The following is a 21705-nucleotide window of genomic DNA, read 5'->3' as shown; positions in this document are numbered from 1 at the left end:
GAAACACGTTGCACGGCAAGAAGATTCTGATCACCGGCGGGACCGGGCAGGTCGCCAGACCTGTCGCCGAGGCGCTCGCCGCAGACAACGAGGTCTGGTGTCTCGGCCGCTTCGGGACACCGGGTGTCGAAGCCGAACTGCGCGAGGTCGGTGTGATCACTCGTCAGTGGGACATGAACGACACCACCACCGCGGGCTACGAACACCTGCCCACCGATTTCACCCACGTACTGCACTCCGCGGTCCATCGCGGTGACGGCAGCGATTTCGAGGACGCGCTCGGCATCAACGCCACCGCCTGTGCGCGGCTCATGACACACTGCCGCACCGCCGAGTCGTTCCTGTTCGTCTCGACCGGCGCGCTCTACAAACGGCAGACCCTCGACCACGCCTATCGCGAATCCGACCCGATCGACGGCGTCGCCGACTGGCTGCCCACCTACCCGGTCGGCAAGATCGCCGCCGAAGGCACCGTGCGGGCGATGGCCAACGTGCTCGAACTGCCGACCACGATCGCCCGGCTCAACATCGCCTACGGTCCCGGCGGATACGGCGGTGTGCCGATGCTGTATTTCCAGCGGATGCTGGCCGGGGAACCGATTCCGGTTCCGCTGGAGGGGCAGAACTGGTGTTCGCTGCTCTACACCGACGACCTCGTCGCCCATGTTCCCGACCTGTGGAACGCGGCGTCGGTGCCGGCCAGGCTCGTCAACTGGGGTGGTGACGAATCGGTGGGTATCACCGACTGTGTGCGATACCTCGAAGAGCTCAGCGGTATCGAGGCGAAACTCGTCCCCGCCGAGGTCACCCGTGAGACCTACCAGTTCGATCCCGAACTGCGCCGGTCCCTCACCGGCCCGTGCACGGTCGACTGGCGCGACGGCATTCGTCGCACACTCGCCGCGCACCACCCGGCGCACGTGCGTCAGGTGACGCCGTCATGAGCCGCGCACAGGTGACGACGCCGAACATCGAGGCCATCCGCACGTCCTACGACGGTTTCGCCACGCGCGATGTCGGCAAGATCCTGTCCGTCCTGCACGACGACGTGGAATGGGTCCACCCGGACGGCATGCACAAGTACGGCCTCGGCGGAACCAAGATCGGACACGACGGAATCAAGCAGTTCCTCGCCCATGTTCCGTCGGTACTCGGCGGCATGGCGCTCGATCCGGTCGAGTTCATCGAACAGAACGACCGCGTCATCGTCATGGGCACCCGCCGGGTCACCGCCCGCAGCGGGACGATCACCACCCTGCCGTTCCTGCATTCCTGGACCATGCGCCACGGCAAAGCCACCCGGATGGAAGACATCTTCGACACCGTGGCCTTCCACGCCGCCATCGAAAGCTGACACCGACCGCGCCGTGGGCTGCCCACGGCGCGGTCACGGCACGTGTAGCTATCGAGGTCCAGCGACTTCGGGTTGATCCAAGTTGTCGATCGCCTCGACGACGCCGCCAGCGCTGCGGCCGAACACTGCGTCGAAGAATGTGCGTAGCGAGGTGCGCTGCAGGTCGATGGATCGTTGTGGGTCGATCCCACCGACCGCCTTCGCTGTTGTGGTGGCGGGCAGTAGTCCTGCGGCGGTGAGTTGGGGCAGGATCGTTTGCTGATCGCTGAAGGACATGTGCTCGGTGTCCGCGACGCGCTGGGGAATCTTCACCCCGGAGTTGTTGGGCCAGTTCGGTTCCCAGCCTGCGTTTCCGTACCACGGCGAGGCGCCGCTGGCGAGCATCAGCACTGGCTGGGCTGTCCCGTCTGTAGCGACCGAGCCCAGAATCGGCCCGTCGAAGTTGACACCGGCGCGAATCCTGGGTTCGTCGTGCAGCGACTGCACTGTGGTCGATCCGCCGAGCGAATGCCCGAACATTCCGACATTGGACAGGTCGAGTCGCTCGGTCAGCCCGACGGGCAACCTTGCTGCCGACTGCCGGTCGGTCGTCGCAGCGGCGAGTTCGTCGAGGACGAAACGAGTGTCGGCCACCCGAGTGGGGACCAGAAGATCTCGCAGGACTTCCTGGGGCGAATCGAGAGGAACGACCGTGTGCTCGACCCGGCCATCAGGGAAGTGGACGGCGAAGGCCTCATGAGTGTGGTTGATCGCGGCAACGACGTAGCCGTGGCTGGCGAGATCCTCGGCTTGCGCGGTGCTCCAGCCGGTGGCGTCACCCATGCCGGGAGAGTTCAGCAGGACCGGGAACGGCCCACCAGCTTCGCGAGCCGGTCGGTTCGGGTAGCTGTGGCTCGGCCCCAGGGACCATCGAGCTTCGGGCACCCCGAGGCCGGCGAGGTAGGCCTCCTGTGCTGAGCGGCCGCCGGGCGCCATCCACGCCGCCGCGACCGCGTCACCGGCGGGCTGCGCCGGGTACCAGATCTGTACGAGGAGTTCGCGCGTGGCACCGGTCCAGGGATCGGCGCGGCGAGAGTCGCTCACGTGGAGTTCGGTGACGCCGACTGTGTTCGGCCCGGTCGGCGCCGGCAGTGACACCACGACAGGTGCGCCCGGCGCCACCGGTGGTATGGCGCAGGATGGCACGACGGCAGTGGCGGCCGCTGTGCACAGTGCCACTGCAATGGTCGCGAGACCTCGGGAACCTTTGCCTGTCAATACAACCCCCACCCCTGGATCCGGTATCGGTGCCCACCTTATTGGACACAGGCCCCCATGTGGCTCCCCGAAAGTCCCTCGCCCGCTCGACTGTTTCCAGCATCGACCGGACAGCGGTCAATTGTCCAGTTTCGCTGCAGCAGTGGCCAACTCAAGCTACCCTCCGGTTCGCCTCCATCTGCGGCGTCCGGCAAGTACCGTAATAGTCGGCTGTGTTCGTCGAACCCGGCCGTTGGTATCGAGTGGGTGTAGGAGTGAAGAGTCGGTGAGTCCTACGGTATCTGAGTCGGAGTTCGAAGATCTGTCCCGCCGGGCCGCGATCGACGGCACCGCACCGAGAGTCGGCGCGATCATCGATCGTGGCGGGCAGATACTACTTCTCGAGCGCCACGACACCGGTCCGATCAAGGCACCCTTGAAGCTGCCCGGTGCGACGGTGATGCCGGGAGAATCCCTCGCAGCGGCGGTCGCCCGCGGCGTGCTCGAGGAAACTGGGCTGATGGTCACCGGCATCCGCCACCACGTCGGGGATTTCGACTACCTGTCCCCCGACGCACACCCGGTTCGCCGTCTGCATTTCGCCGTCGATGTCGCCGCGACACACCCGATCCACCTCACCGCGCACGCCCGCTACATCTGGGCACCACTCGATGGTGAGCTGCCGGTGACATCGTCGATCCGCGGCATCCTCGATACCTACCGCAACCTCGTCCTCGGATGAAATCCAGGTCTCGGCGTCACTGAACGAGGTCCGGGAATTCGTCGCCCCCGGTCCGGTGGTGCCGACTCATCGACACCACCGGCAGCCGACTCCAGCAGCTCAGGGTCGGTACCAGTTCGCGGACCTCTCACGGCGGATCAGGGGGTGACGATCGGGAAAGCCGGATCGAACTCGTCGAGGAGCGTGCCGAAGGTGCTGAGGACCGCCGGATCGCCCGTGATCGTGATCTTGCCGCTGTCGGCGAGGGGGACCGCAGTCTCCGGCTTCAACAGTGTCGAGACCAGGAACGGCTTCGGTCCGGACACTGCTACCTGTGGGTTGTCGGACTTGCCTCGGCGTGCGTTGAGCACGCCGCGGCGAACCCACATCGTCCATTGCTCACCGGCATCGGTGAAGTCCAGATCGAGGCGCAGGTCCACCTCGGCGGCACGTTCGCCGATGATGTGCACCGCGACGAAGTCGAACAGGATGTCGATGGGCATGGCCAAGATGGTGTCCTGGCTGGCGACCACATACGGCGGTGGCTGAGTACCCTCACGCAGTTCGAGTGCGGCCGAGAGGAAGATCCCGCGCCACTGCGGACCCTCTGCCTGATAGCCCATCTGCTCGTAGGCGTCGGCTTGCAGGTCTTTGGCTCGCTGGTTGTCGGGCTGGGCGAACACCAATTTGTGCAGGATCTCGGCCGCCCAGCGGTAGTCGGCCGTCGCGATCGCGCGCTCGCCCTCGGCGAGAATGTTATCGGCGCCGGCGAATTCGACGAACCGAGTTGCCGCGTCCACGGGCGTGTGGGGGTGCAGCGAGACCGGATCGCCGTCCCACATTCCGAGTTCCTTGGTGTACACCGCGCGCACGTCGTGGTGCAGGGTGCCGTGGTAGCCGCGGTTGGCCCAGTTCCGGCCCAGCTCGTCGGGCAGTTCGATCACCTCGGCGGCCTCGAGCGGGGTGTAGCCCTTGTTGGCCAACCGCAGGGCCTGGTCGTGAATGAACTTGTAGGTGTCGCGCTGAGATTCCAGCAGGGTGGTGACGTTCTCGTTGCCCCAGACCGGCCAGGTGTGAGGGCCGTAGTGGACCTCGACGTCGTCGCCCCACCGCTCCAAGGTCTCGTCGAGATAGCGGGCGAAGTTTCGGGCGTCGCGGGTGCGGGCGCCGCGCAGCGTCTGGATGTTGTGCAGGGCATGGTTGGCATTCTCGGCGCAGGTCAATGCCTTCAACTGCGGAATCCAGATGTGCATCTCCTCCGGCGCCTCGGTGTCGGGGGTGTAGAGGAATTCGAACTCGACGCCCGCGATCTCGCGCCGCTGCCCGGATTCGGTGATGAGGTCGGTGGGTGAGATGTAGGAGATCGACGGCCCGTTCGTCGACGCGATGCCGATACCGCAGGTGACGAACCCACGTTCACCGGGCGGCAGCAGCGCGCCGAAAGCGTAGAAGCTTCTGCGCGCCATGGCATTACCGGCGACGACGTTCTCCCCGATCGCGAACTTGTCGAACTGCAGACCCGGGGCGATGATCGGCACTTTGCCCGACGCCACATCCTCTGCCGAGACCACCCCCTTCACACCGCCGTAGTGGTCGACATGGGTATGGGTGTAGATCACCGCCGCGACGGGTTTGTCGGTGACGTGTTCACGAATGAGGTCCATGCCCTGCCGCGCGGATTCGACACCGGCCATGCAGTCGATGACGATGATGCCGTCCTCGCCCTCGATCACCGTCAGGTTCGCGATGTCGTTGTCTCTGACCTGGTAGACACCCTTGGTCACCTCGAACAGCCCGCCCATGCTGATGAGCTGCGATTGCCGCCACAGGCTGGGGTTCACCGAGTCCGGGACCGGCGGGTCACCACGGAGGTAGTCGAACTCGGTGGGATCGAAGACCACCTGGTGGGGATCGGCGTCGGAGTAGACGGTGCCCGGAAGTGGAGCGATGAGCCCTCGCTGCGCATCGGCGAAGTCGGCCCGGTTCTCCAGGTCGTAGAGCTGCGTCGCGGCGTGGTTGATATCCGTTGTCGCGGCGCTCGCGGGCTTCGGCTTCTCGCACATGCAGCGCTCCTGTCGGGGTCCGGGAATCGTCGGGATCGACGATCGTCCGGCACCGCCGAGATCGCATCACACGAATTGGGTGAACCTCACCGATCGGCACGTCACCGGTCGATGGCCAGGTACTGCAGTTCCTGGTACTCCTCCAGCCCGGTGCTGCCACCCTCCCGTCCCAGGCCGGAGGACTTCATTCCACCGAAGGGCGCGGCCGGGTCGGAGATTGCGCCAGTGTTCACACCGACCATGCCGGTCTGCAGGCTCTCGGCGAATTCGAGGGTGTCGCTGAGGTTTTCGCCGAAGACGTACCCGGCCAGGCCAGAGTCGGTGTCGTTGGCCAGTTGCAGGGCCTCGGCCGGGTCTGTGAAGGTGCGGATCGCGGCGACGGGGCCGAATACCTCCGAATTCCAGAGCCGGGTTCGGGTGTCGACGTCTGTCAGGACCGCCGGTTGCACGAAGTAACCGGATCCTGCGGTGTCGGTTCCGACGGTGTGCAGGTGTGCGCCCCGGCTGACCGCTTCGTCGACGAGCGCGGTGATCCGCTGTACCGCCGCGTCGTCGATCACGGGTCCGATGCGGGTGGCTCGGTCGAGGCCGTCGCCCACCGGCAGCGCGGAAACGGCGGCGAGGAACCGGTCGGTGAACTCCGCTGCCCGCGATTCGTGGACCAGAAAGCGGTCGGCGGCGACACAGGTCTGGCCCGCATTGCGCAGTTTGGCGAGCACCGCGCCGTCGACGGCCTTGTCCAGGTCGGCGGACTCCAGGACGACGAAGGCAGCGTTGCCGCCGAGCTCCATCGAAACCCGCAGGACTCCTTGCGCGGCTTGGGTCAGCAGGGTGCGGCCGACGGCGGTGGAGCCGGTGAAGGTGAGCTTGCGCAGCCGCCGGTCGGTGAGAATCCGCGCCGACACCAGCGGCGCGCGCGAGGTGGTGACACAGTTGACGACCCCTGGTGGCACGCCTGCCTTCGCCAGGATCTGCATGAATGCCACTGCGGTGAGCGGGGTTTGGGGCGCGGGCTTGAGAACAACAGTGCAGCCGGCGGCGAGGGCGGGGGCCACCTTGCGGGTGACCATGGCCAGGGGGAAATTCCACGGTGTGATCGCGAAAACCGGGCCCACCGGCTGTGTGCGGACAGCGATGCGGCGGCCACCACTCGGTGCGCGGAAGTACGCTCCGCTGCCACGGGTGGCTTCCTCGGCGAACCAGCGCAGGAATTCGGCGCCGTAGGCGACTTCGCCGCGTGCCTCGGCGAGCGGTTTGCCCATTTCCAGGCTGATCGTGTGGGCGATGCGCTCGGTGTCGGCATGCAGCAGGTGGAACGCGCGCAGCAGGATGTCGCTGCGGTGGCGCGGATCGGTCGCCGCCCAGTCGTCCTGGGCGGCGACCGCGGCGTCCAACGCGGCCGAGGCAGTCCGGTCGTCACCATCGGCGACGGTGGCGACCTCTTCGCCGGTGGCGGGGTTGCGCACCGGCATCGTCGCCGCGCTGTGCACCCAGTCGCCGCCGATGAACTGGGCGACCGGGAGGTCGGAAAGGGTGGATGTCATCGTGGCTCCATGTCGGGTTCGAAGACGATCACCTGACGCACCGCCGCGCCGTCGGCGAGTTGATCCATCGCCTCGTTGAGGTCGTCGAGGCCGATGCGGGCGGAGATCAGTTTCTCGACCGGCAGCCTGCCCGCCCGCCACATCTGCTCGTAGCGCGGGATATCGCGCGCCGGCACCGCGGAGCCGAGGTAGCTACCGACCACGGTGCGGGCTTCCGCGGTGAACATCAGGGGTGACAGTGTCACAGTGGCCGACGGGGCGGGCAGACCGACGGTGACGGTGGTTCCACCGGGAGCGGTGGCCAGAAAGGCGGTTTCGAACGCGGCGGGGTGACCAGCGCACTCGATCACGTAGCGCGCCCGGATCCCCTGTGCCGCAACCTGTTCGGGTGTGCAGGTTTCGGTCGCACCGAGGTCGCGGGCGGCCGCGAGCTTGGCGGGCAGACGGTCGACCGCCACGATGCGCCGCACCCCGATCGCGGAGGCGGTGAGCAACGCGGCCATGCCGACGCCGCCCAGCCCCACCACCATCAGGTCGTCCTCCGGTCCCGGGTCGGCGACATTGAGCACGGCGCCGCCGCCGGTCAGGACGGCGCACCCCAACAGTGCCGCGACCTCGGGCGGCACGTCGCGGCCGACCGCGACGACCGAGGCCTGGTCGATCACCGCGTGCGTGGCGAACCCGGAGACGCCGAGGTGATGACGCACGGGCCTGCCGGCCCTGGTCAGTCTGCCGGGGTGGTGCAGGAGCTCGCCTGCCGTGTTCGACCGGGTTCCTTCGGTGCAGGGCAGCTCACCGCCGCGGGCACACGCCGCACAGCGCTCGCACCGCGGCAGGAACGACATCACCACCCGGTCACCCACTGTCAGATCGTCGACCTGGTCGCCGAGTGCCACCACGATGCCCGCCGCCTCGTGGCCGAGCAGCATGGGCAGCGGCCGCGCCCGATTGCCGTCGACCACACTGAGATCGGAATGGCACACACCGGCCGCTTCGATCCTGACAAGTACCTCGGTGGGGCCCGGCGCGTCGAGTTCGAGGTCGTAGACCCCGATCGGGCGCGACGACGCGAACGGCCGCGGCCGGTCGGGGTGGTCGAGAACCGCGCCACGGATACGCATCAGATCTTCGCTTTCCGGTGCTCGCCCAGCGGACCGGACAGGTAGCGCAGGTGATCGTTCGTGTCGCCCAGGGTGTGTTCGATGGTGGTGAGCCGGGCGGTGTAGTGCCCGACCGGGTATTCGGCGGTCATGCCGATTCCGCCGTGCAGCTGTATGGCCTCCTGGCCGATGTGTTTGCCGGAGAGGTCGATTCGCCGTTTCGCACGGGAAGCCACCGTCGGATCGATGACGCCGTCTGCCAAGGACATCGCCGCGTACAGGTTCATGCTGCGGGCCAGTTCCAGCGCGACGTACATGTCCGCCGCCCGGTGGGTGAGAGCCTGGAAGGTGCGCAGCGCGACACCGAACTGCTTGCGGGTCTTCAGATACTCGGTGGTGAGTCGCAACGCCTCGGCCATCGCACCGACCGCTTCGGCGCCCAGTGCGGCCTGCGTCGTGATCACGGCTTCGTCGATGATCGCACCGGCGTCGAGGTCGGCGCCGAGCAACTCGGCGGGCGCACCACGGAATTCGATCTCGGCGCCACTACCTCCGTCGTAGGTGCGGTAGGCGGTGCGCACGACCGCCGTCTCCTCGGCATCGACCAGGAACAACGCGGTCTCGCCGGTGGGTACCACGGCCGAGACGATCAACCGGTCGGCCCGATCTCCCGAGGGCACAGGACTTTTGCGACCGGTCAGCGTCCACCGGTCACCGTTGGCGACGGCCAGGGTTTCCGAACGCGTGTCCGGCCAGCGGACGCCGGGCTCGGCGTGGGCGAAGGCGAACAGCTGCTCGCCGTCGACGATTCCGGGCAGCAGAAACGCACGCTGGTCTGCCGTGCCCGCCCGGCCGATCACGAGGGCGGGGAGCAGGGCGCAGTCGAAGATCGGTTCCGGCGCCAGGGTGCGGCCGATTTCCTCCAGCGCGAGCATCGTTTCGATCGGGCCGCCGCCGACGCCGCCGTCCTCGACGGACACGGTCAGCCCGAGCAGACCGACCTCGGCGAAGTCCGCCCACACCTTCGGATCCCAGCCGGGAACATCGGCGATCACCTCCGCGCGGCGTCCGGGAGTGTAATGGCGGGTCAGCACGCTGCGCACCGTGTCGCGCAGCAGGGTCTGCTCAGGGGTGAAGGTGAAATCCATGGCGGTTACTCACAGTCCGAGGATCGTCGAGGCAATGATGGTGCGCTGCACTTCGTTCGATCCTCCGTAGATGGAAGTCTTGCGGTAGTTCAGGTATCCGGCGATGGTGCGACGCGCCCAGTCGTCGGTCTCCCCCACCCGGGCGACGGCAGCGGGGCCCGCGATATCGACGAGCAGTTCGGTGACGGCCTGCTGCAGTTCGGTGCCGCGCAGTTTGAGGATCGACGAGACGGGGTTGGGAGCGCCGCCACTCGAACTCGCCGCGACCCGCAGCTGCACCAGCTCGAGTGCCAGCAGCTCGTTGTCGAGATCGGCGATCCGGGCGGCGAAGGTCGCGTCGTCGAGGAGCGTGCCGGTGCCGAGCCTGGTCTGGGCGGCGTATTCCTTCGCCAGCTCCAGGCGGACCTCGGTCTGCCCGACCGCGGCAATGCCGGTGCGTTCGTTGCCGAGCAGGAATTTGGCGTAGGCCCAGCCGTGGTTCTCCTGGCCGACCAGCTGATCGGCCGGGACGCGTACGTTCTCCAAGAACACCTCGTTGACCTCGAAGCCGCCGTCGATCAGCTCGATCGGCCGCACGGTCACGCCGGGGGTGTCCATGGCAAACAGCAGCATCGAGATGCCAGCCTGTTTCTTGGGCGCGGTGGGATCGGTGCGGACCAGGCAGAACATCCAGTCCGCGCTCTGCGCGGCGGTGGTCCAGGTCTTCTGCCCGTTGACCACGTAGTGATCACCGTCGGGCACCGCGACGGTGCGCAGCGAGGCCAGGTCGGAGCCGGCGTCGGGCTCGGAAAAGCCCTGGCACCACCAGATGTCGAGATTCGCCGTCGCGGGCAGGAATCGGGCCTTGAGCTCGGGCGAGCCGAACTCGGCGAGTACCGGGCCGATCATGTTCGTGTTGAAGGTGAGTGGCTCGGGCACCGAGGCGAGCTGCATTTCGTGATGCCAGATGTGGTGCTGCACGGCCGACCAGTCCCGGCCACCCCACTCGACGGGCCAGTGGGGCACTGCCAGCCCGGCGGCGTTGAGGATGCGCTGAGTGGTGACGAAGTCGTCTTTGCTCAGCTCGTGCATGTGTCGGTTCCGCCCGCGGATGTCCGCGGGAATTTCACGGCGGAAGAAGGCTCGCAGCTCGTCGCGGAAGGCGAGCTCGTCCTCGGTGAAGGCCAGTTGCATGGTCCAGTATGTTACATAGAGTTCTGCGTGTATCAAATGGAGGTAGGGACCCGGCACATGAGCACTTCCTTCGCAACGTCTCGATCCAGCAGCGTGCAGCGCGGTCGGCTCATCACCGCCGCGCGGACGACGTTCACCGCGCACGGCTATCACGGCACCACGATGGACACCGTGAGCGCCGTCGCCGACGTCACCAAACCCGTTCTCTACCGCCACTTCTCCACCAAGAGCGAGCTCTATCTCGCGGTGATCCTGGAGTATCTGGACGACGTCACGGACAGGCTGCGCAACGCCCACGACGCGGCGACCTCAGACGTCGACCAGGTGCGGCACTGCGTGACGGTCCTCTTCGATCTCGTCGAGTCCGGCCCGCATTCCACATCCGAGCTGGTTTTCGGTGCAGGGGCAGTCGGCGACCACACCGTCGAGTCCCGAATCGCCAGGGCACTGGCGGATTTCGTCGACACGCTGGCCACTCACCTGCACCCGCACGTAAATCGGTCGCAGCGCACCCGCCTCCTCGCCGCCGGACTCATCGGCGCGACCCTGGCGGCGGCACACGAATGGCACCGCCTGCGGCAACCGATATCGCGACAGGCGGCGCTGGACACCCTTGCCGCGTGGTACTGCTCGCGCCTGCGCGACAGTGGCGACTAAGCCCGAAGCAGGGCAGCCTGGACGCGACTCAGCCGCTCCACGTCACCCTGGAATCCGGCCACCGCGTCGTTGTACAGGAACGCCTCCCACAGCCGGACCAAGGCATACGCGAGAGTGGCGCGATCGATCGGCGGCTGATAGCCCTGCTCCTCGGCGCGTTCGAGCAGACCTTCCACGATCGAGACCGCCGCCGGGTGCACCACCCCGTCGCTGCGGGTGATCACGCGCAGTGCCGACGTGGATTCCTGATCGAAGTAGGTGCGCAGCGAACCGTCTTCGACCAGCCAGTGAATGGCGCGGTCGAGGATCTCCACGAGCCGTTCCCCGCCGGTGGCGGTGCTGCGCCGTTCGGCGTAGGCGACCATGCGCTCGAGCTGGCGCGCCAAAGCGGCCCCGAGCAGCCCGTCCCGGGAACCGAACCACCGGTAGATACTGGTGCGACCCAGACCGAGTTGGGCGGCAATGGCATTCGCGTCGACTCGATTGCCCGCCAGGAAGACCTGCACGGCAGCATCCAGCACGTCGTCACGGCTCGCCGCGGCCGGGCGGCCGGGAGCTCGGGTTCCTTCGGTGCGTGCCACGCCGACAGCATAGAGCGCGCCGGGGAACGGACTATGCGCCGTCGCTGTCATCGCGCAGAGAACCGATCATGCTCCGCAGGATCCGGAACGCGCCCGACTGCTCGGCCTCGGTCATGCCGGCCAGCATTCTGACCTCGACGGACCGGACCGCCACGGTGGCCTGCTCGAGACTCCGTCGTCCGCGAGGTGTGAGCCGCGTGGGAAGAACCTTCCCGACGGGCGCCGCCGCGGGCCTGGTCACATAGCCGTCTCGTTCCAGGGTCTGGAGCAGCACGTTCATCGTCTGCCGGGTGACGAACGCGCCCCGCGCGAGCTCGGAGTTCGACAAGCCCGGTCGCTGAGCCAGCAGCTCGAGGCAGGAGTAGTGCGTCACGCTCATCCCGAGCGGGCGCAGCACTTCCTCCATGGCGATGCGGAGCGCGCTCGACGCCTCTTTCAGCAGGTAGCCCAGTGACGTCCCCAGATCTACGCCGTCTTGACTCATGTCAGTATTCTGACATAGATTGGTTCGTGTCAGGATACTGACACGACTAGAAGGAGTTCATCATGCCCGCCACCGGCCCCGACTTCCTCTCCCTGCAAACACGCGACCTCGACGCTTCCCAAGCGTTCTACGAGCAGTACCTCGGCCTCGTCCGCTCACCGACCGGTCCTCCGCACGCCGTCGTCTTCGAGACGAAACCGATCGCGTTCGCCCTGCGCGACATCGTTCCCGGCACCGATCTCGCCGCCGTTTCCCAGCCCGGCATCGGTGTCGCGATCTGGCTCCACGCCACAGATGTCCAGGCCGTTCACGATGCTCTCGCCGCCGACGGTCACACCATCGTCGCCGCACCGATCGACGGCCCCTTCGGCCGAACCTTCACCTTCGCCGACCCCGACGGCTATCACGTCACTCTCCACGACCGCACGTGACGGCCGGCCGATCACCGGCTCCCGCGGCCCTTGTCGACCCCAGCAGCTAGGTCATCCTCGTGTGACGAATCGCCCGAGCAGGGGCACCGCCTCACCGGGATGCTTGGCATCGAAGCCCTCGCCGAGGGCTTGCAGCTGCCAGTGTCCGTCGCCGCGAAAGACCTTCGCCATGGCCATCGCGGTGCACCGCATCCCACCGGTCAGCGAGTATCGGGCCAGTTCGGTGTCGGTCGTGTTGTCCACCAAGCGACAGAAGGCGTTGACGACCTTCTCGAAAGTATGTCCCTGGTACGAGGTCACGATGAACAGCAACGTGGTGACGTGAGCCGGGACGCGGGTCAGATCGACCAGGATCACCTCGTCGTCGCCCTCCCCCTCACCGGTGAGGTTGTCACCCTGGTGCCGGATCGAGCCGTCTTTGGACACGAGCTGCCCGTAATAGGCGACGTCGACCAGATTTCGGTCGGCGAACATCGCCACCCAGGCGTCGAGGTCGATCTCGATCGCACGGCGCCCGAACAGCCCGCCGCGCCGGATCGGATCCCAGCCCAACCCCATCCGAATGAAGGTCAACGCGACGCCACCGTCTTTGCGCAGCGTGACCCGCTGCCCTTTCGCCAGGCTGACGGGTCGATTCTTCGACAGCCTGACCTCACCGGCGGCGACCGGTGGCGTCGCGCGCGGCGGTGGCGGGTGACCGGCAGTCGCCGGAAGCGGCGGCGGATAGCTCGGGACCGGTGTGGCGGGGCGGGCCGGCGGCGGAGGGTCATCGACCGCGACGCCGTGGTCGGTGACCAAGGCGGCGAATCCGCCCGCGTATCCCTGTCCGACCGCGCGAACCTTCCAACTGCCCTGGCGACGGTAGAACTCGACCGCGATCACGATGGACTCGGTCGTCAACCCGTCGATCCGGTACTCGTGCAACCGAATGCCGGATGCGTCTGTCACGAACACCGACGGGGCCGCAATCCGTCCGAACGTGGCACGCGCGTCGTCGAGGGTGATCACCACCCGGATCTGGGCGACATCGGCCGGGACCTGATCCAGCGAAACCGTCAACCCTGACGGTCGCCCCGACGAGGTCGGCTGCAGGCGAACGCCGGGCCCTGTCGGCTGGTTGTAGAAGACGAAGTCCGCGTCCGAGCGAACCTTGCCCGCGTCGGTGACCAGTAGCGCCGACAGGTCCGCGGCCGCATCGATCTGCACCGCGACCACGACATCGTGGACGGTCAGCGGGCTGTTCTGCCCTTTCGACAGACTCGTCGACACCGTTGCGCCTCTCACCCCCGAGGAATGCTTGGTTCCACTGTACGAGAAATCATTTCGTACCAGGGCGTGAAAGCTCAACGCCCACAACACCACAGAGGGGTCGATCGATCGCGGATAGGCTACGGCCATGCATGAACTGGGGACAGGGTTCGGTTACTTGTGGAGCGGGCAGCGGTGGGTCGCGAGCCACGGTCGCTGGTTCGGCTTCGGGCTGTTGCCCGGCCTGGTCACGTTGATCCTCTACGTCGCGGTGTTCACCGCTGCGGCGTTCGGTGTCGGGGATTTCACCGCATGGATGTCGCCGTTCGCCGACGACTGGAACTCGCCGTGGCGCGGGCTGTTTCGTGGGTTGCTGGGCGTGGTGTTGTTCGGGTTCGGTGCCCTGGTCGCGGTCGTGGCGTTCACCGCGATCACCTTGGTGATCGGGCAGCCGTTCTACGAGCGACTGCCCGAGCAGGTCGACAGGTCGGAGTCGGCGGACGGCACCGCGCCGGAATCGGGCAACGGGTTCGGGCGGGATCTGTGGATATCGACCCGCGACAGTGTTCGCCTGCTGATCAGAGTGCTGGTCTGGGCTGTGCTGTTGTTCGTTCTCGGGTTCATCCCCGTCCTCGGCCAAACCGTCGTTCCGGTGATCGGGATCGGCGTGACCGCCTTCTTCCTCGCCCAAGAACTCACCGCGGTGGCATGGCAGCGTCGCGGCGTCGAATTGCGCGAACAACTGTCCGTCTTGCGCGGACGACGCATGCTCGCCTGGGGCTTCGGTGTTCCGCTCGCCCTAGTCTTCCTGATCCCGTTCGTGGCCGTGCTGCTGATGCCCGGCGCCGTCGCGGGTGCGACGCTGCTGGTGCGCAGCCTCGGCGAGGAGAACCGACCGGAGGGTAAACCACTGGTCAGCGAAGCGATGACGACACCGCCCCGATAACCGAGGGCGCTCATGCCGATGTCGTGAGCGCCCCCGATCGCCGCGCCTATCTGGCGCGACCGCAGTTCGAGCAGAACAGCGCGCCTGGACCTACAGGGGAACCGCAACCTTGGCAATCGATGCGGATGTCGAGTGCACTGCCACAGGATGGACAGAACCGGCCGCCGTCGGTGGTGGCGGCGCAGGTGGGGCAGGCGACGCGCGCGGGAGTACCGAGGTCGTGTTGTCCCGACCACTCCTGACGCTGAGCCGCCTGGTGGATCTGCGCGCCGCGGGCGGCTGCCTGCGCTTGCGCGATCTGGTGCCCCACCTGCGGCGAGCAGTTGGTGCACTGTCCGACATGGTCGTTCCAGCAGATCCGCGCACACGTCCACGAACCACAGCCCGCACACAGACGGAACTCGCGCGCTACCTCGTCGACAGCCTTGGCGAACGCAGCGTCCTTGGTGCTCGACGCGGAGCCGCCCCAACTGTTGGAGTAGCTGTCCGCGGCCGAAGATACTTTGTGGAGGAGAGGGATTCGGTCCCCGAGCAGATCACGCATCGAGCGCAGCACACCGCGACCCCGAGACAGGTAGTTCTGCTGGAACGCTGACCGGTGGACGGTGGTGCAGCGTTCGCAACGGAACTCCCACTGGAAACCGTTGTCGTTGGACTGGTCGGAACAGTTGCTGGTGAAGACCACCGGTACGGCCATGTGTGTTCGGTTCCTCTTCCGGCGCAGGAGTTTCGGCGTTCGCCGATTCCTTATCGCCGGGGGCCGCGAAGAACGCAACACAACCGCACCACGGCCGGATCAGTCCTTGACCACTTGGGTGCCACCCGCGAACTTGTCGTGCCAGCCCTGTTTGCTCGGGCTCGAACTCACCGTCACCGCGATGCCGATGGCCGCGACGAACCACAGCAGCCCGCCCAGCCAGGGAATCAGGTTCAGCAGCATGTAGGCGTTGCGTTTGGCCGATTCGACGAGATCGGGCTTGACCGCTCCGCCCGCGCCGTTCACGTGCAGACCGAGCAGCTTCTTGCCCGGGGTCGATCCGGTCGCCACTTCGAAGACGACGAAGTACAGGAACCCGAATCCGGCGCCGGGCAGGATCGCGATCCAGCTGGGGAGATCGGTGACTCGCTCGAGGATCCAGAACAGCACGGCGCCGACGATTCCGGCGATGATCCAGTCGATGAACCTGGCCCCTGCCCGACGTCCGATTCCAGCGGGAGTGATGCCGACTGCGTTGGTCATGGTTCCTCCTCGAATACACCAGTCACGGTGGTACACCGAGGATCTCACACACAGCGAATGGGCAGGAGCCGGTCAGTCGGATCGAGGCCACATCGAGTGCGGAGACGACCGCCGCGACCATCGGCACGGCAGACTGACGATCCCGGCGGGTCAGCGGGTGCTGACGCAGACCACGTAGCGGCGCTGGTCGTAGACGACACCGCGGTCGCCGATCGTGCAGACGTTCACATCCGTGGTGTCATGCCGGATCTCGAGGACGCGGACCCGACCGGGGATGTCGGCGGCGCAGTCCACGTGCCTCGCCGCGTCCCCCGCCATGTCGAGGCACTCCCCGACGGTCCAGTCGATGTCCAGGCAGAGGGTTTGGTCCACGCCGCCGGGCAGTGTCCGAGGTTGGGCGCGGTCGACGTCGCCCGGGCAGTGCCCGCCCACCGACGCCAATTCCGTCACCTTGTAGCGGGAGTTGATGTCGCCGCACGAGACCTGGCGAATATCGTCCGGACTCGCATTCAAATCCACACAATCGCCGGCACGCAGTTCCACCCAGGGAATCCGCGTCGCGGATTTGGTCAAAGTCGACACGACGCTGCCAGAAACATCGGTAATAGTTCCCAGCGGTTGAGTTGCCGAAACCTCGCTCGGCAAAGTTTTTTCAGCGGAGGCATTCTCAGGCCCGTCGGGCTCCTCGGCTGCGAACCCCACGACGACCGAAAGCGCCAGGTAGAACGCACTTGCCAGGGCAAACACCGCCCCTATGGACACGCCGAGCATGGCTAGGTTTCTTCGACGTGCCATCTGTGTTGTCCTACTCATCCGCTGGACATCCCCGACCGACGTCCCACTCGCCTGACAGTTCTTACACGGCACACACGAACGTGTCGAATTGTGAATCTGCGTCTTTTAACAATGCTAAACACTGGTCCACCGCCCAATTCGACACGGTTCACCGACAGCCGGAAAAGGATGCTATTGTCTGCCCGATCTCACTGGCGGACAACACGGTTCGTGCCCCGAGCAGCGGCACGCCGTTTTGCCGCGCAAACTTTCGTGATGCGTAAAGGAATTCCCTGATGAAACTCGGTTACTTCCCTGCTGCCACGCTCCTGGTCGGCGCCGCCGTCTGGATCACCGCGGGGACCGCCGCCGCACAGCCGGTCGCACCGCCGCGCCCTGAGGTCACCACAGCCGGGGTCGACCAGTCCGTGCACTACGAGGCCACCCTCACCGAGTTCTCCCGGGTGCTGACCACCACCGTCGCCGGCGGCACCTTCACCACCACCGACGACAACACCGCGGTCACCCTCGTCGCCGACTCCGGCGCCGTCGTCACCCGCATCCCGCTCACCTACCAGATCTCCGGCAAGGAGATGCGGGTAGCGCAAACGATCTCCGACAACGGCCATCACCTCGTCCTCGCCCCGCAGGCGAGCGCCACCGGAATCGGCGAGATGCAGGCCATCAGCCCCATGTCCCAGCTGACCAACGAGATCAACCGCAACGTGGTCGGCGTCGTCGCGGGCGGCATCCTCGGCGGCCTCATCGGCACGGTCCTCGGCTTCGGCTTCCTCAGCATCATCACCGGCCCCGTCGGCCTGGTCCTGGGCGCCATCGCCGGCGGCTACGCCATGGGCGGCCAGCCCTTCCTCGACGCCGTCACCGCCGCCGTCAGCGGCCAGCCCTGATCTACCGACGCTCCCGGCCGCGGTATCCCGCGGCCGGGCGTTCTGACCAGCCGAGTCGTTGTGGTCAGGTACCCGGTCAACGGATAGCCGGGTACTGACCAGAGCGCCAATCGGACAGGCGTAGACGGATCGCGTCGACCATCGGGAGCGCGTCGGTGTCCGCACAGGTGACTTACCTACGCCACCGTGCTGGAGAGCGACCCAAACGGGTGGCGGACCCGGGTACTGGACGCCGTGCGTTGGTCTTTGGCTTGTTCCGGGATTGGGTACACACAGCCGTGTCGTCTGTCGCCAACCCGAACGGGCTGCCGTTCACGCACAGAGGCTCACAGATCAAGGGTGAGTCGAGGGAAAGTCGATAGCAACTATGCATTCACCGTTGTAACCGTCGAGGTCGTCGGCCAGCCAGCTTTCATCGGGCCGGATCTTGTGAAACCGGAACGTACCGTTGGTTTCGTTGGTCGCGATGATGCATCGCAGCGGAATCGACGCGTCTAGTTCACCAGCCAGTCGCCCGACCTCCCGCGCCAGTGCGATCCCCTGCCGAAGCAGGGTTCGCTGCGCGTCGACGCTGACGATCGGCCCTTCGGCGTACGTAGCCTCAACGGGCACAAAGTCTTCGAGATGGAAGCTGGTATGAGTACATTCCCAGCCGGTCAGATCGACGGCCTGCCCCGGCGCGTTGTCAGCGTGCGCGGGAACCGGACCCCAGCACACCACCTCGCCGCGGCATTCGATCCCACCGTCCACCCTCTTCCGCAGACCGGCCGCCAAGCCCTCCTCTGGGTCCAGGCCGCCGAATCCGCCCCGAACACCGAGCACCCTCGTCGCTCGGTCGTTCATCATCACCGTAAGCACAACCAAAGCTATCGCTCTGACCGACGCCGACGGCACGCCGCCGAACGTAGTGCTGGACGGTAACCCGTCGCACGAAGCCAGCGACGTTCCGAGTCGACTCAACAAGATTGGTAGACCACCGCTGCGCGGAGATGACGCTGTGGCCGAACTCGCGCGCCGACTGGCAGTTCGGCCGGACATCAGCTCTCGAACTGGCCCCGGATGTGCGCGAATTCGCGCGTCGCGTCAGCTAGTGAGGCGCCCACCCATACGATCTTGCCGAAACTGTTGTCGGCCACCCACGAGCACAGGGCCGTCGCGCCCTGAACGGTTTCGGCAGTGGCGCACTGGGCGATACCGCCCAACGGGCCCGCGTCGACCCTCGTCACGTCTCGGGGCGTGGTGCCGAGCGTGTCGGTCAACAGCCGGTCGAGGTTGGTCTCGGGGTTCTTCAAAGACGCGGCCACCACATGGACCATCAGCTCGGGCTGCTCGCTGGAGGCGCCGTAAGCGGCGACCACCGAATCGACGTCCGCACCGTAGGTGCTCTTGACAGTCGCGGCCTCGCGCTGAATTTCGGGACCGGCGAGGCGCGGAAGACCCTGCAGGGCATCGGGTTCGGTCAACCGTACCGAATCGCTCTCGATACCGAACAGCGGTTTCAGGTGCTGGAGGCCACCGCCGGCCAACGTCAACCCGATCACCGCGCCGACCGCGCTCGCGATGACGATCCACCGATTCCGGCGGACCCAGGAGTGTTGATCGGGTGTCGTTCGGTCAGTGGTGTCCATGGACGTCCCTTCATGACGACGGCACCCAGACCATAACTGCCCGAGTGGAATTCAGATCATGTTTACCGAACCACTATCCGTTCGGCGACCTACCGCCACCACGATCGCCGCGAATATCGACGCCCGATGGCATGGCCCCCGGCTCAAAGCCAGCGCCGGCGAATGGACCTGGCGGTTTCGTCCGTGGTAGGAGAGTTGTCATGTCCTCGTCATCGTCCGTTCTCCGGAGAACCGGCTCGCCTGTACCCGATGTGAGCTCCGCGGGGCGGTGTCAGGGGCTGTGACCGATGTTGACGCCGATTCGACCGAGCAGACTCGTCTCGGCACGGCAACGCGAACCAACCGTGAGTTGGAGTACCGCTTCGATCTGGACGGGTTGCGGGGTCTCGCGATCGCGTTGGTCGTCGTCTTTCATGTGTGGTTCGGTCGTGTTTCCGGGGGTGTAGACGTCTTCCTGGTGCTTTCGGGGTTCTTCTTCACGGGCTTGCTGCTGCGCCGAGCGGAGTCGCCGGAGCCGTTCTGGGCTTGGTCGGTCGTGCGCCGCACTCTGCGGCGGCTCGTCCCGGCCATGACGGTCGTGTTGGCGGCGGTTGTCGTCGCGACGGTGGTGTTGCTGCCGTATACGCAATGGTCGACGGCGGCGGCGCAGGTTCTGTCCTCGCTGTTCTACTACCAGAACTGGCAGCTCGCCCTGACCTGGTCGGACTACCTGGCCGCCGATCCTTCGGTCAGTCCGCTGCAACATCTGTGGTCGATGTCGGTGCAGGGGCAGTTCTATCTGGCCGCACTGCTGACGGTCGCGGCTGTCGCCTGGTTGTGCGCGCGGCTCTCACGACCTGGTCGGATTCGCGCGACCATCGGCGCTGTCGTGGTCGCGGTGTCGGTGGCCTCGTTCGTCTACGCGGCCTACGGCGTCGCCACGAACCAGGGGTGGAACTACTACGACAGCTTCGCCCGTGGGTGGGAGTTGCTGGCCGGCGCCGGGCTCGCCGTCGTCGCGCCGACGCTCATGTTGCGGCGGCAGGTGCGCGTCGCGCTGTCGGTGTTCGGTGTTCTCGGTGTCGTGCTGTGCGGGTGGCTCATCATCGACGGCGCCAACCGGTTCCCCGGCCCCGCGGCCCTGCTCCCTGTCTGCGCGACGGCTGCGGTGATCCTCTCGGTGACCCAGCTGCGGTTCGCCGACTGGCCGTTGCCGAACCGGCTACTGGCGCATCCGGCCATGCGGTGGCTCGGCGATATCGCCTATCCCCTGTACCTGTGGCACTGGCCGATCCTGATCTTCTTCCTCACCGAACGCGGGAACACCCACGCCGGTCTCGTGGGCGGCACCGGGGTGATCGGGCTGTCTGTTGTGCTGGCCTGGATGACACACCGCTGGATCGAACAGCCACTGCGGCAGCGCACTTCACCAGCCGACAGCAACGATGCCGGGGACGCACGATCGCGGCACCTCGCCGCGTCCGCGGTCGCGGTGTTGCTGGCGGCGACCATCACCGTCACCGCCGGTTGGCAGTTCGCAGTGGTCCAGGTCAAGCCACCGGTCGCGGCCGGGGAGCTCGACCCGGCACTGTACCCGGGTGCGGAGGCGCTGGCCTCCGGCGCTGCGACACCCGACGAGCCGATGCGACCCACCGTCTTCGCCGCGCCCACCGAAGTCCCCCCGCCCACGGCGGACGGATGTATCGCGGACTGGGACACCCGCGACGTCGTCACCTGCACCTATGGCGACCCGGATGCTGATCGAACACTGGCACTGGTCGGGAGCTCCCATGCCGAACACTGGCTGCCCGCGCTCCAGGTGCTCGCCACCGAACACTCGTTCCGCATCCAGGTGTACTTGAAGATGGGCTGCCCGCTCACGCTCGCCGACGACGCCACCTACAAGGGCGAGCCCATCCCGGACTGCCGGGACTGGTCGGCCGAAGTGATCGACCGCCTCGATGCCGACCGCCCCGACTGGGTGTTCACCACCGGTACCCGGCCCCGCGACGAGGGCGGCGACGAGACGCCCGCCGACTATCTCCACGTCTGGGCGGCACTGTCGGACCGCGGTCTCAACGTGGTCGCCATCCGCGACACCCCCTGGCTGCGCCGCGGAACCGTCCGATACAAGGCCACCGATTGCTTGGCAGGCGGCGGGAACCGAACCAGCTGCGGCATGCGCCGCGAGGACGCGCTCGACCCGGTCAACCCAGGACTGGAACCGGCCTCGGCGTTTCCCAGTGTCTTCCCGATCGACCTGACAGACGCGGTCTGCGAACCCACGCTCTGCGCGGTGGCCGAAGGCAACATCCTGATCTATCACGACGAACACCACCTGACCGCGAGCTACTCCCGATCCCTGGCCGGACCACTCGGACGGGAGCTGCAACCGATACTCGGGTGGTGGTGAGGAACGCCGCTGGATCCGACCGCCCCATCTCGTCGCTGACCGACAGCGGGAACGATACGGAGCAGATATCGAGAGGA

22 protein-coding genes are annotated in these 21705 nt (G+C 66.6%); 8 read left to right on the top strand and 14 right to left on the bottom strand.

Annotated elements, in window-relative coordinates; all coding sequences use genetic code 11:
• Positions 1-8: 8 nt before the first annotated feature.
• Both ACFQ9R_RS08200 and ACFQ9R_RS08195 read left to right on the top strand, forming a co-directional pair.
• Positions 9-944: an NAD-dependent epimerase/dehydratase family protein gene (locus ACFQ9R_RS08200; protein WP_378989631.1), complete on the top strand. Its 936-nt coding sequence runs from the start codon at positions 9-11 to the stop codon at positions 942-944.
• Positions 941-1354, top strand: coding sequence for a nuclear transport factor 2 family protein (locus tag ACFQ9R_RS08195; RefSeq protein WP_378989629.1), 414 nt, complete (start codon positions 941-943; stop codon positions 1352-1354). Before ACFQ9R_RS08200 ends, ACFQ9R_RS08195 begins: the two co-directional genes overlap by 4 nt.
• 48 nt (positions 1355-1402) lie before the next feature.
• Here the strand turns inward: ACFQ9R_RS08195 and ACFQ9R_RS08190 are convergent, their stop codons facing one another.
• The gene (locus tag ACFQ9R_RS08190) at positions 1403-2437 is read right to left on the bottom strand and encodes an alpha/beta hydrolase family protein (RefSeq protein ID WP_378989628.1); all 1035 of its coding nucleotides are present in this window, start codon (positions 2435-2437) and stop codon (positions 1403-1405) included.
• Between the two features lie 439 nt (positions 2438-2876).
• On the opposite strand from ACFQ9R_RS08190, the gene ACFQ9R_RS08185 reads away from it, so the two are divergent.
• On the top strand, positions 2877-3332 hold the full coding sequence (locus tag ACFQ9R_RS08185; RefSeq protein ID WP_378989627.1) for an NUDIX hydrolase: 456 nt from the start codon (positions 2877-2879) through the stop codon (positions 3330-3332).
• Between the two features lie 137 nt (positions 3333-3469).
• Here the strand turns inward: ACFQ9R_RS08185 and ACFQ9R_RS08180 are convergent, their stop codons facing one another.
• The 5 genes from ACFQ9R_RS08180 to ACFQ9R_RS08160 all read right to left on the bottom strand — a co-directional run bounded on the left by ACFQ9R_RS08180 (position 3470) and on the right by ACFQ9R_RS08160 (position 10339).
• Positions 3470-5374 (bottom strand): alkyl/aryl-sulfatase, encoded by a 1905-nt coding sequence (locus ACFQ9R_RS08180; RefSeq protein WP_378989626.1) that lies wholly within the window; start codon positions 5372-5374, stop codon positions 3470-3472.
• A gap of 101 nt (positions 5375-5475) precedes the next feature.
• A complete protein-coding gene (locus tag ACFQ9R_RS08175) occupies positions 5476-6918 on the bottom strand; it encodes an NAD-dependent succinate-semialdehyde dehydrogenase (RefSeq protein ID WP_378989625.1) in 1443 nt (480 codons plus the stop codon).
• Positions 6915-8039 (bottom strand): alcohol dehydrogenase catalytic domain-containing protein, encoded by a 1125-nt coding sequence (locus ACFQ9R_RS08170; protein WP_378989624.1) that lies wholly within the window; start codon positions 8037-8039, stop codon positions 6915-6917. Before ACFQ9R_RS08170 ends, ACFQ9R_RS08175 begins: the two co-directional genes overlap by 4 nt.
• On the bottom strand, positions 8039-9166 hold the full coding sequence (locus ACFQ9R_RS08165; protein ID WP_378989623.1) for an acyl-CoA dehydrogenase family protein: 1128 nt from the start codon (positions 9164-9166) through the stop codon (positions 8039-8041). Before ACFQ9R_RS08165 ends, ACFQ9R_RS08170 begins: the two co-directional genes overlap by 1 nt.
• A 9-nt stretch (positions 9167-9175) precedes the next feature.
• The gene (locus ACFQ9R_RS08160) at positions 9176-10339 is read right to left on the bottom strand and encodes an acyl-CoA dehydrogenase family protein (RefSeq protein WP_378989622.1); all 1164 of its coding nucleotides are present in this window, start codon (positions 10337-10339) and stop codon (positions 9176-9178) included.
• Positions 10340-10396: 57 nt separating this feature from the next.
• On the opposite strand from ACFQ9R_RS08160, the gene ACFQ9R_RS08155 reads away from it, so the two are divergent.
• A complete protein-coding gene (locus tag ACFQ9R_RS08155) occupies positions 10397-10996 on the top strand; it encodes a TetR/AcrR family transcriptional regulator (RefSeq protein WP_378989621.1) in 600 nt (199 codons plus the stop codon).
• On the opposite strand, the gene ACFQ9R_RS08150 is transcribed toward ACFQ9R_RS08155, so the two are convergent.
• Positions 10993-11577 (bottom strand): QsdR family transcriptional regulator, encoded by a 585-nt coding sequence (locus tag ACFQ9R_RS08150; RefSeq protein ID WP_378989620.1) that lies wholly within the window; start codon positions 11575-11577, stop codon positions 10993-10995. The two genes, ACFQ9R_RS08155 and ACFQ9R_RS08150, sit on opposite strands and share 4 nt — an antisense overlap.
• Before the next feature lie 31 nt (positions 11578-11608).
• Positions 11609-12061: a MarR family winged helix-turn-helix transcriptional regulator gene (locus ACFQ9R_RS08145; protein ID WP_378989619.1), complete on the bottom strand. Its 453-nt coding sequence runs from the start codon at positions 12059-12061 to the stop codon at positions 11609-11611.
• A gap of 62 nt (positions 12062-12123) precedes the next feature.
• Between ACFQ9R_RS08145 and ACFQ9R_RS08140 the strand changes: the two genes are divergently transcribed.
• On the top strand, positions 12124-12492 hold the full coding sequence (locus ACFQ9R_RS08140; protein ID WP_378989618.1) for a VOC family protein: 369 nt from the start codon (positions 12124-12126) through the stop codon (positions 12490-12492).
• A gap of 51 nt (positions 12493-12543) precedes the next feature.
• Here ACFQ9R_RS08140 and ACFQ9R_RS08135 read toward each other — a convergent pair whose 3' ends face one another.
• Positions 12544-13761, bottom strand: coding sequence for a TerD family protein (locus ACFQ9R_RS08135; RefSeq protein ID WP_378989617.1), 1218 nt, complete (start codon positions 13759-13761; stop codon positions 12544-12546).
• A 127-nt stretch (positions 13762-13888) separates the two neighbouring features.
• Here ACFQ9R_RS08135 and ACFQ9R_RS08130 point away from each other — a divergent pair, with 127 nt between their 5' ends.
• Positions 13889-14686: an EI24 domain-containing protein gene (locus tag ACFQ9R_RS08130; protein WP_378989616.1), complete on the top strand. Its 798-nt coding sequence runs from the start codon at positions 13889-13891 to the stop codon at positions 14684-14686.
• A gap of 46 nt (positions 14687-14732) precedes the next feature.
• On the opposite strand, the gene ACFQ9R_RS08125 is transcribed toward ACFQ9R_RS08130, so the two are convergent.
• The 3 genes from ACFQ9R_RS08125 to ACFQ9R_RS08115 form a co-directional block, all read right to left on the bottom strand.
• Positions 14733-15383 (bottom strand): zinc ribbon domain-containing protein, encoded by a 651-nt coding sequence (locus tag ACFQ9R_RS08125; RefSeq protein ID WP_378989615.1) that lies wholly within the window; start codon positions 15381-15383, stop codon positions 14733-14735.
• 99 nt (positions 15384-15482) lie between these two features.
• A complete protein-coding gene (locus tag ACFQ9R_RS08120) occupies positions 15483-15926 on the bottom strand; it encodes an RDD family protein (RefSeq protein ID WP_378989614.1) in 444 nt (147 codons plus the stop codon).
• Positions 15927-16076: 150 nt separating this feature from the next.
• A complete protein-coding gene (locus tag ACFQ9R_RS08115) occupies positions 16077-16697 on the bottom strand; it encodes a hypothetical protein (RefSeq protein WP_378989613.1) in 621 nt (206 codons plus the stop codon).
• A 299-nt stretch (positions 16698-16996) separates the two neighbouring features.
• Here ACFQ9R_RS08115 and ACFQ9R_RS08110 point away from each other — a divergent pair, with 299 nt between their 5' ends.
• The gene (locus ACFQ9R_RS08110) at positions 16997-17608 is read left to right on the top strand and encodes a hypothetical protein (protein WP_378989612.1); all 612 of its coding nucleotides are present in this window, start codon (positions 16997-16999) and stop codon (positions 17606-17608) included.
• 333 nt (positions 17609-17941) lie between these two features.
• On the opposite strand, the gene ACFQ9R_RS08105 is transcribed toward ACFQ9R_RS08110, so the two are convergent.
• Both ACFQ9R_RS08105 and ACFQ9R_RS08100 read right to left on the bottom strand, forming a co-directional pair.
• The gene (locus ACFQ9R_RS08105) at positions 17942-18502 is read right to left on the bottom strand and encodes a hypothetical protein (protein WP_378989611.1); all 561 of its coding nucleotides are present in this window, start codon (positions 18500-18502) and stop codon (positions 17942-17944) included.
• A 143-nt stretch (positions 18503-18645) separates the two neighbouring features.
• Complete coding sequence (locus ACFQ9R_RS08100) at positions 18646-19236, bottom strand: hypothetical protein (RefSeq protein ID WP_378989610.1); 591 nt, start codon at positions 19234-19236, stop codon at positions 18646-18648.
• Between the two features lie 280 nt (positions 19237-19516).
• On the opposite strand from ACFQ9R_RS08100, the gene ACFQ9R_RS08095 reads away from it, so the two are divergent.
• Complete coding sequence (locus tag ACFQ9R_RS08095; protein WP_378989609.1) at positions 19517-21628, top strand: acyltransferase family protein; 2112 nt, start codon at positions 19517-19519, stop codon at positions 21626-21628.
• Positions 21629-21705: the final 77 nt, after the last annotated feature.

The organism is Nocardia sp. NPDC056541, assembly GCF_042794235.1.
Lineage (GTDB): Bacteria > Actinomycetota > Actinomycetes > Mycobacteriales > Mycobacteriaceae > Nocardia.
Note: the sequence above shows the minus strand (reverse complement) of the source record. Positions and strands in the feature narration are given on the sequence as shown.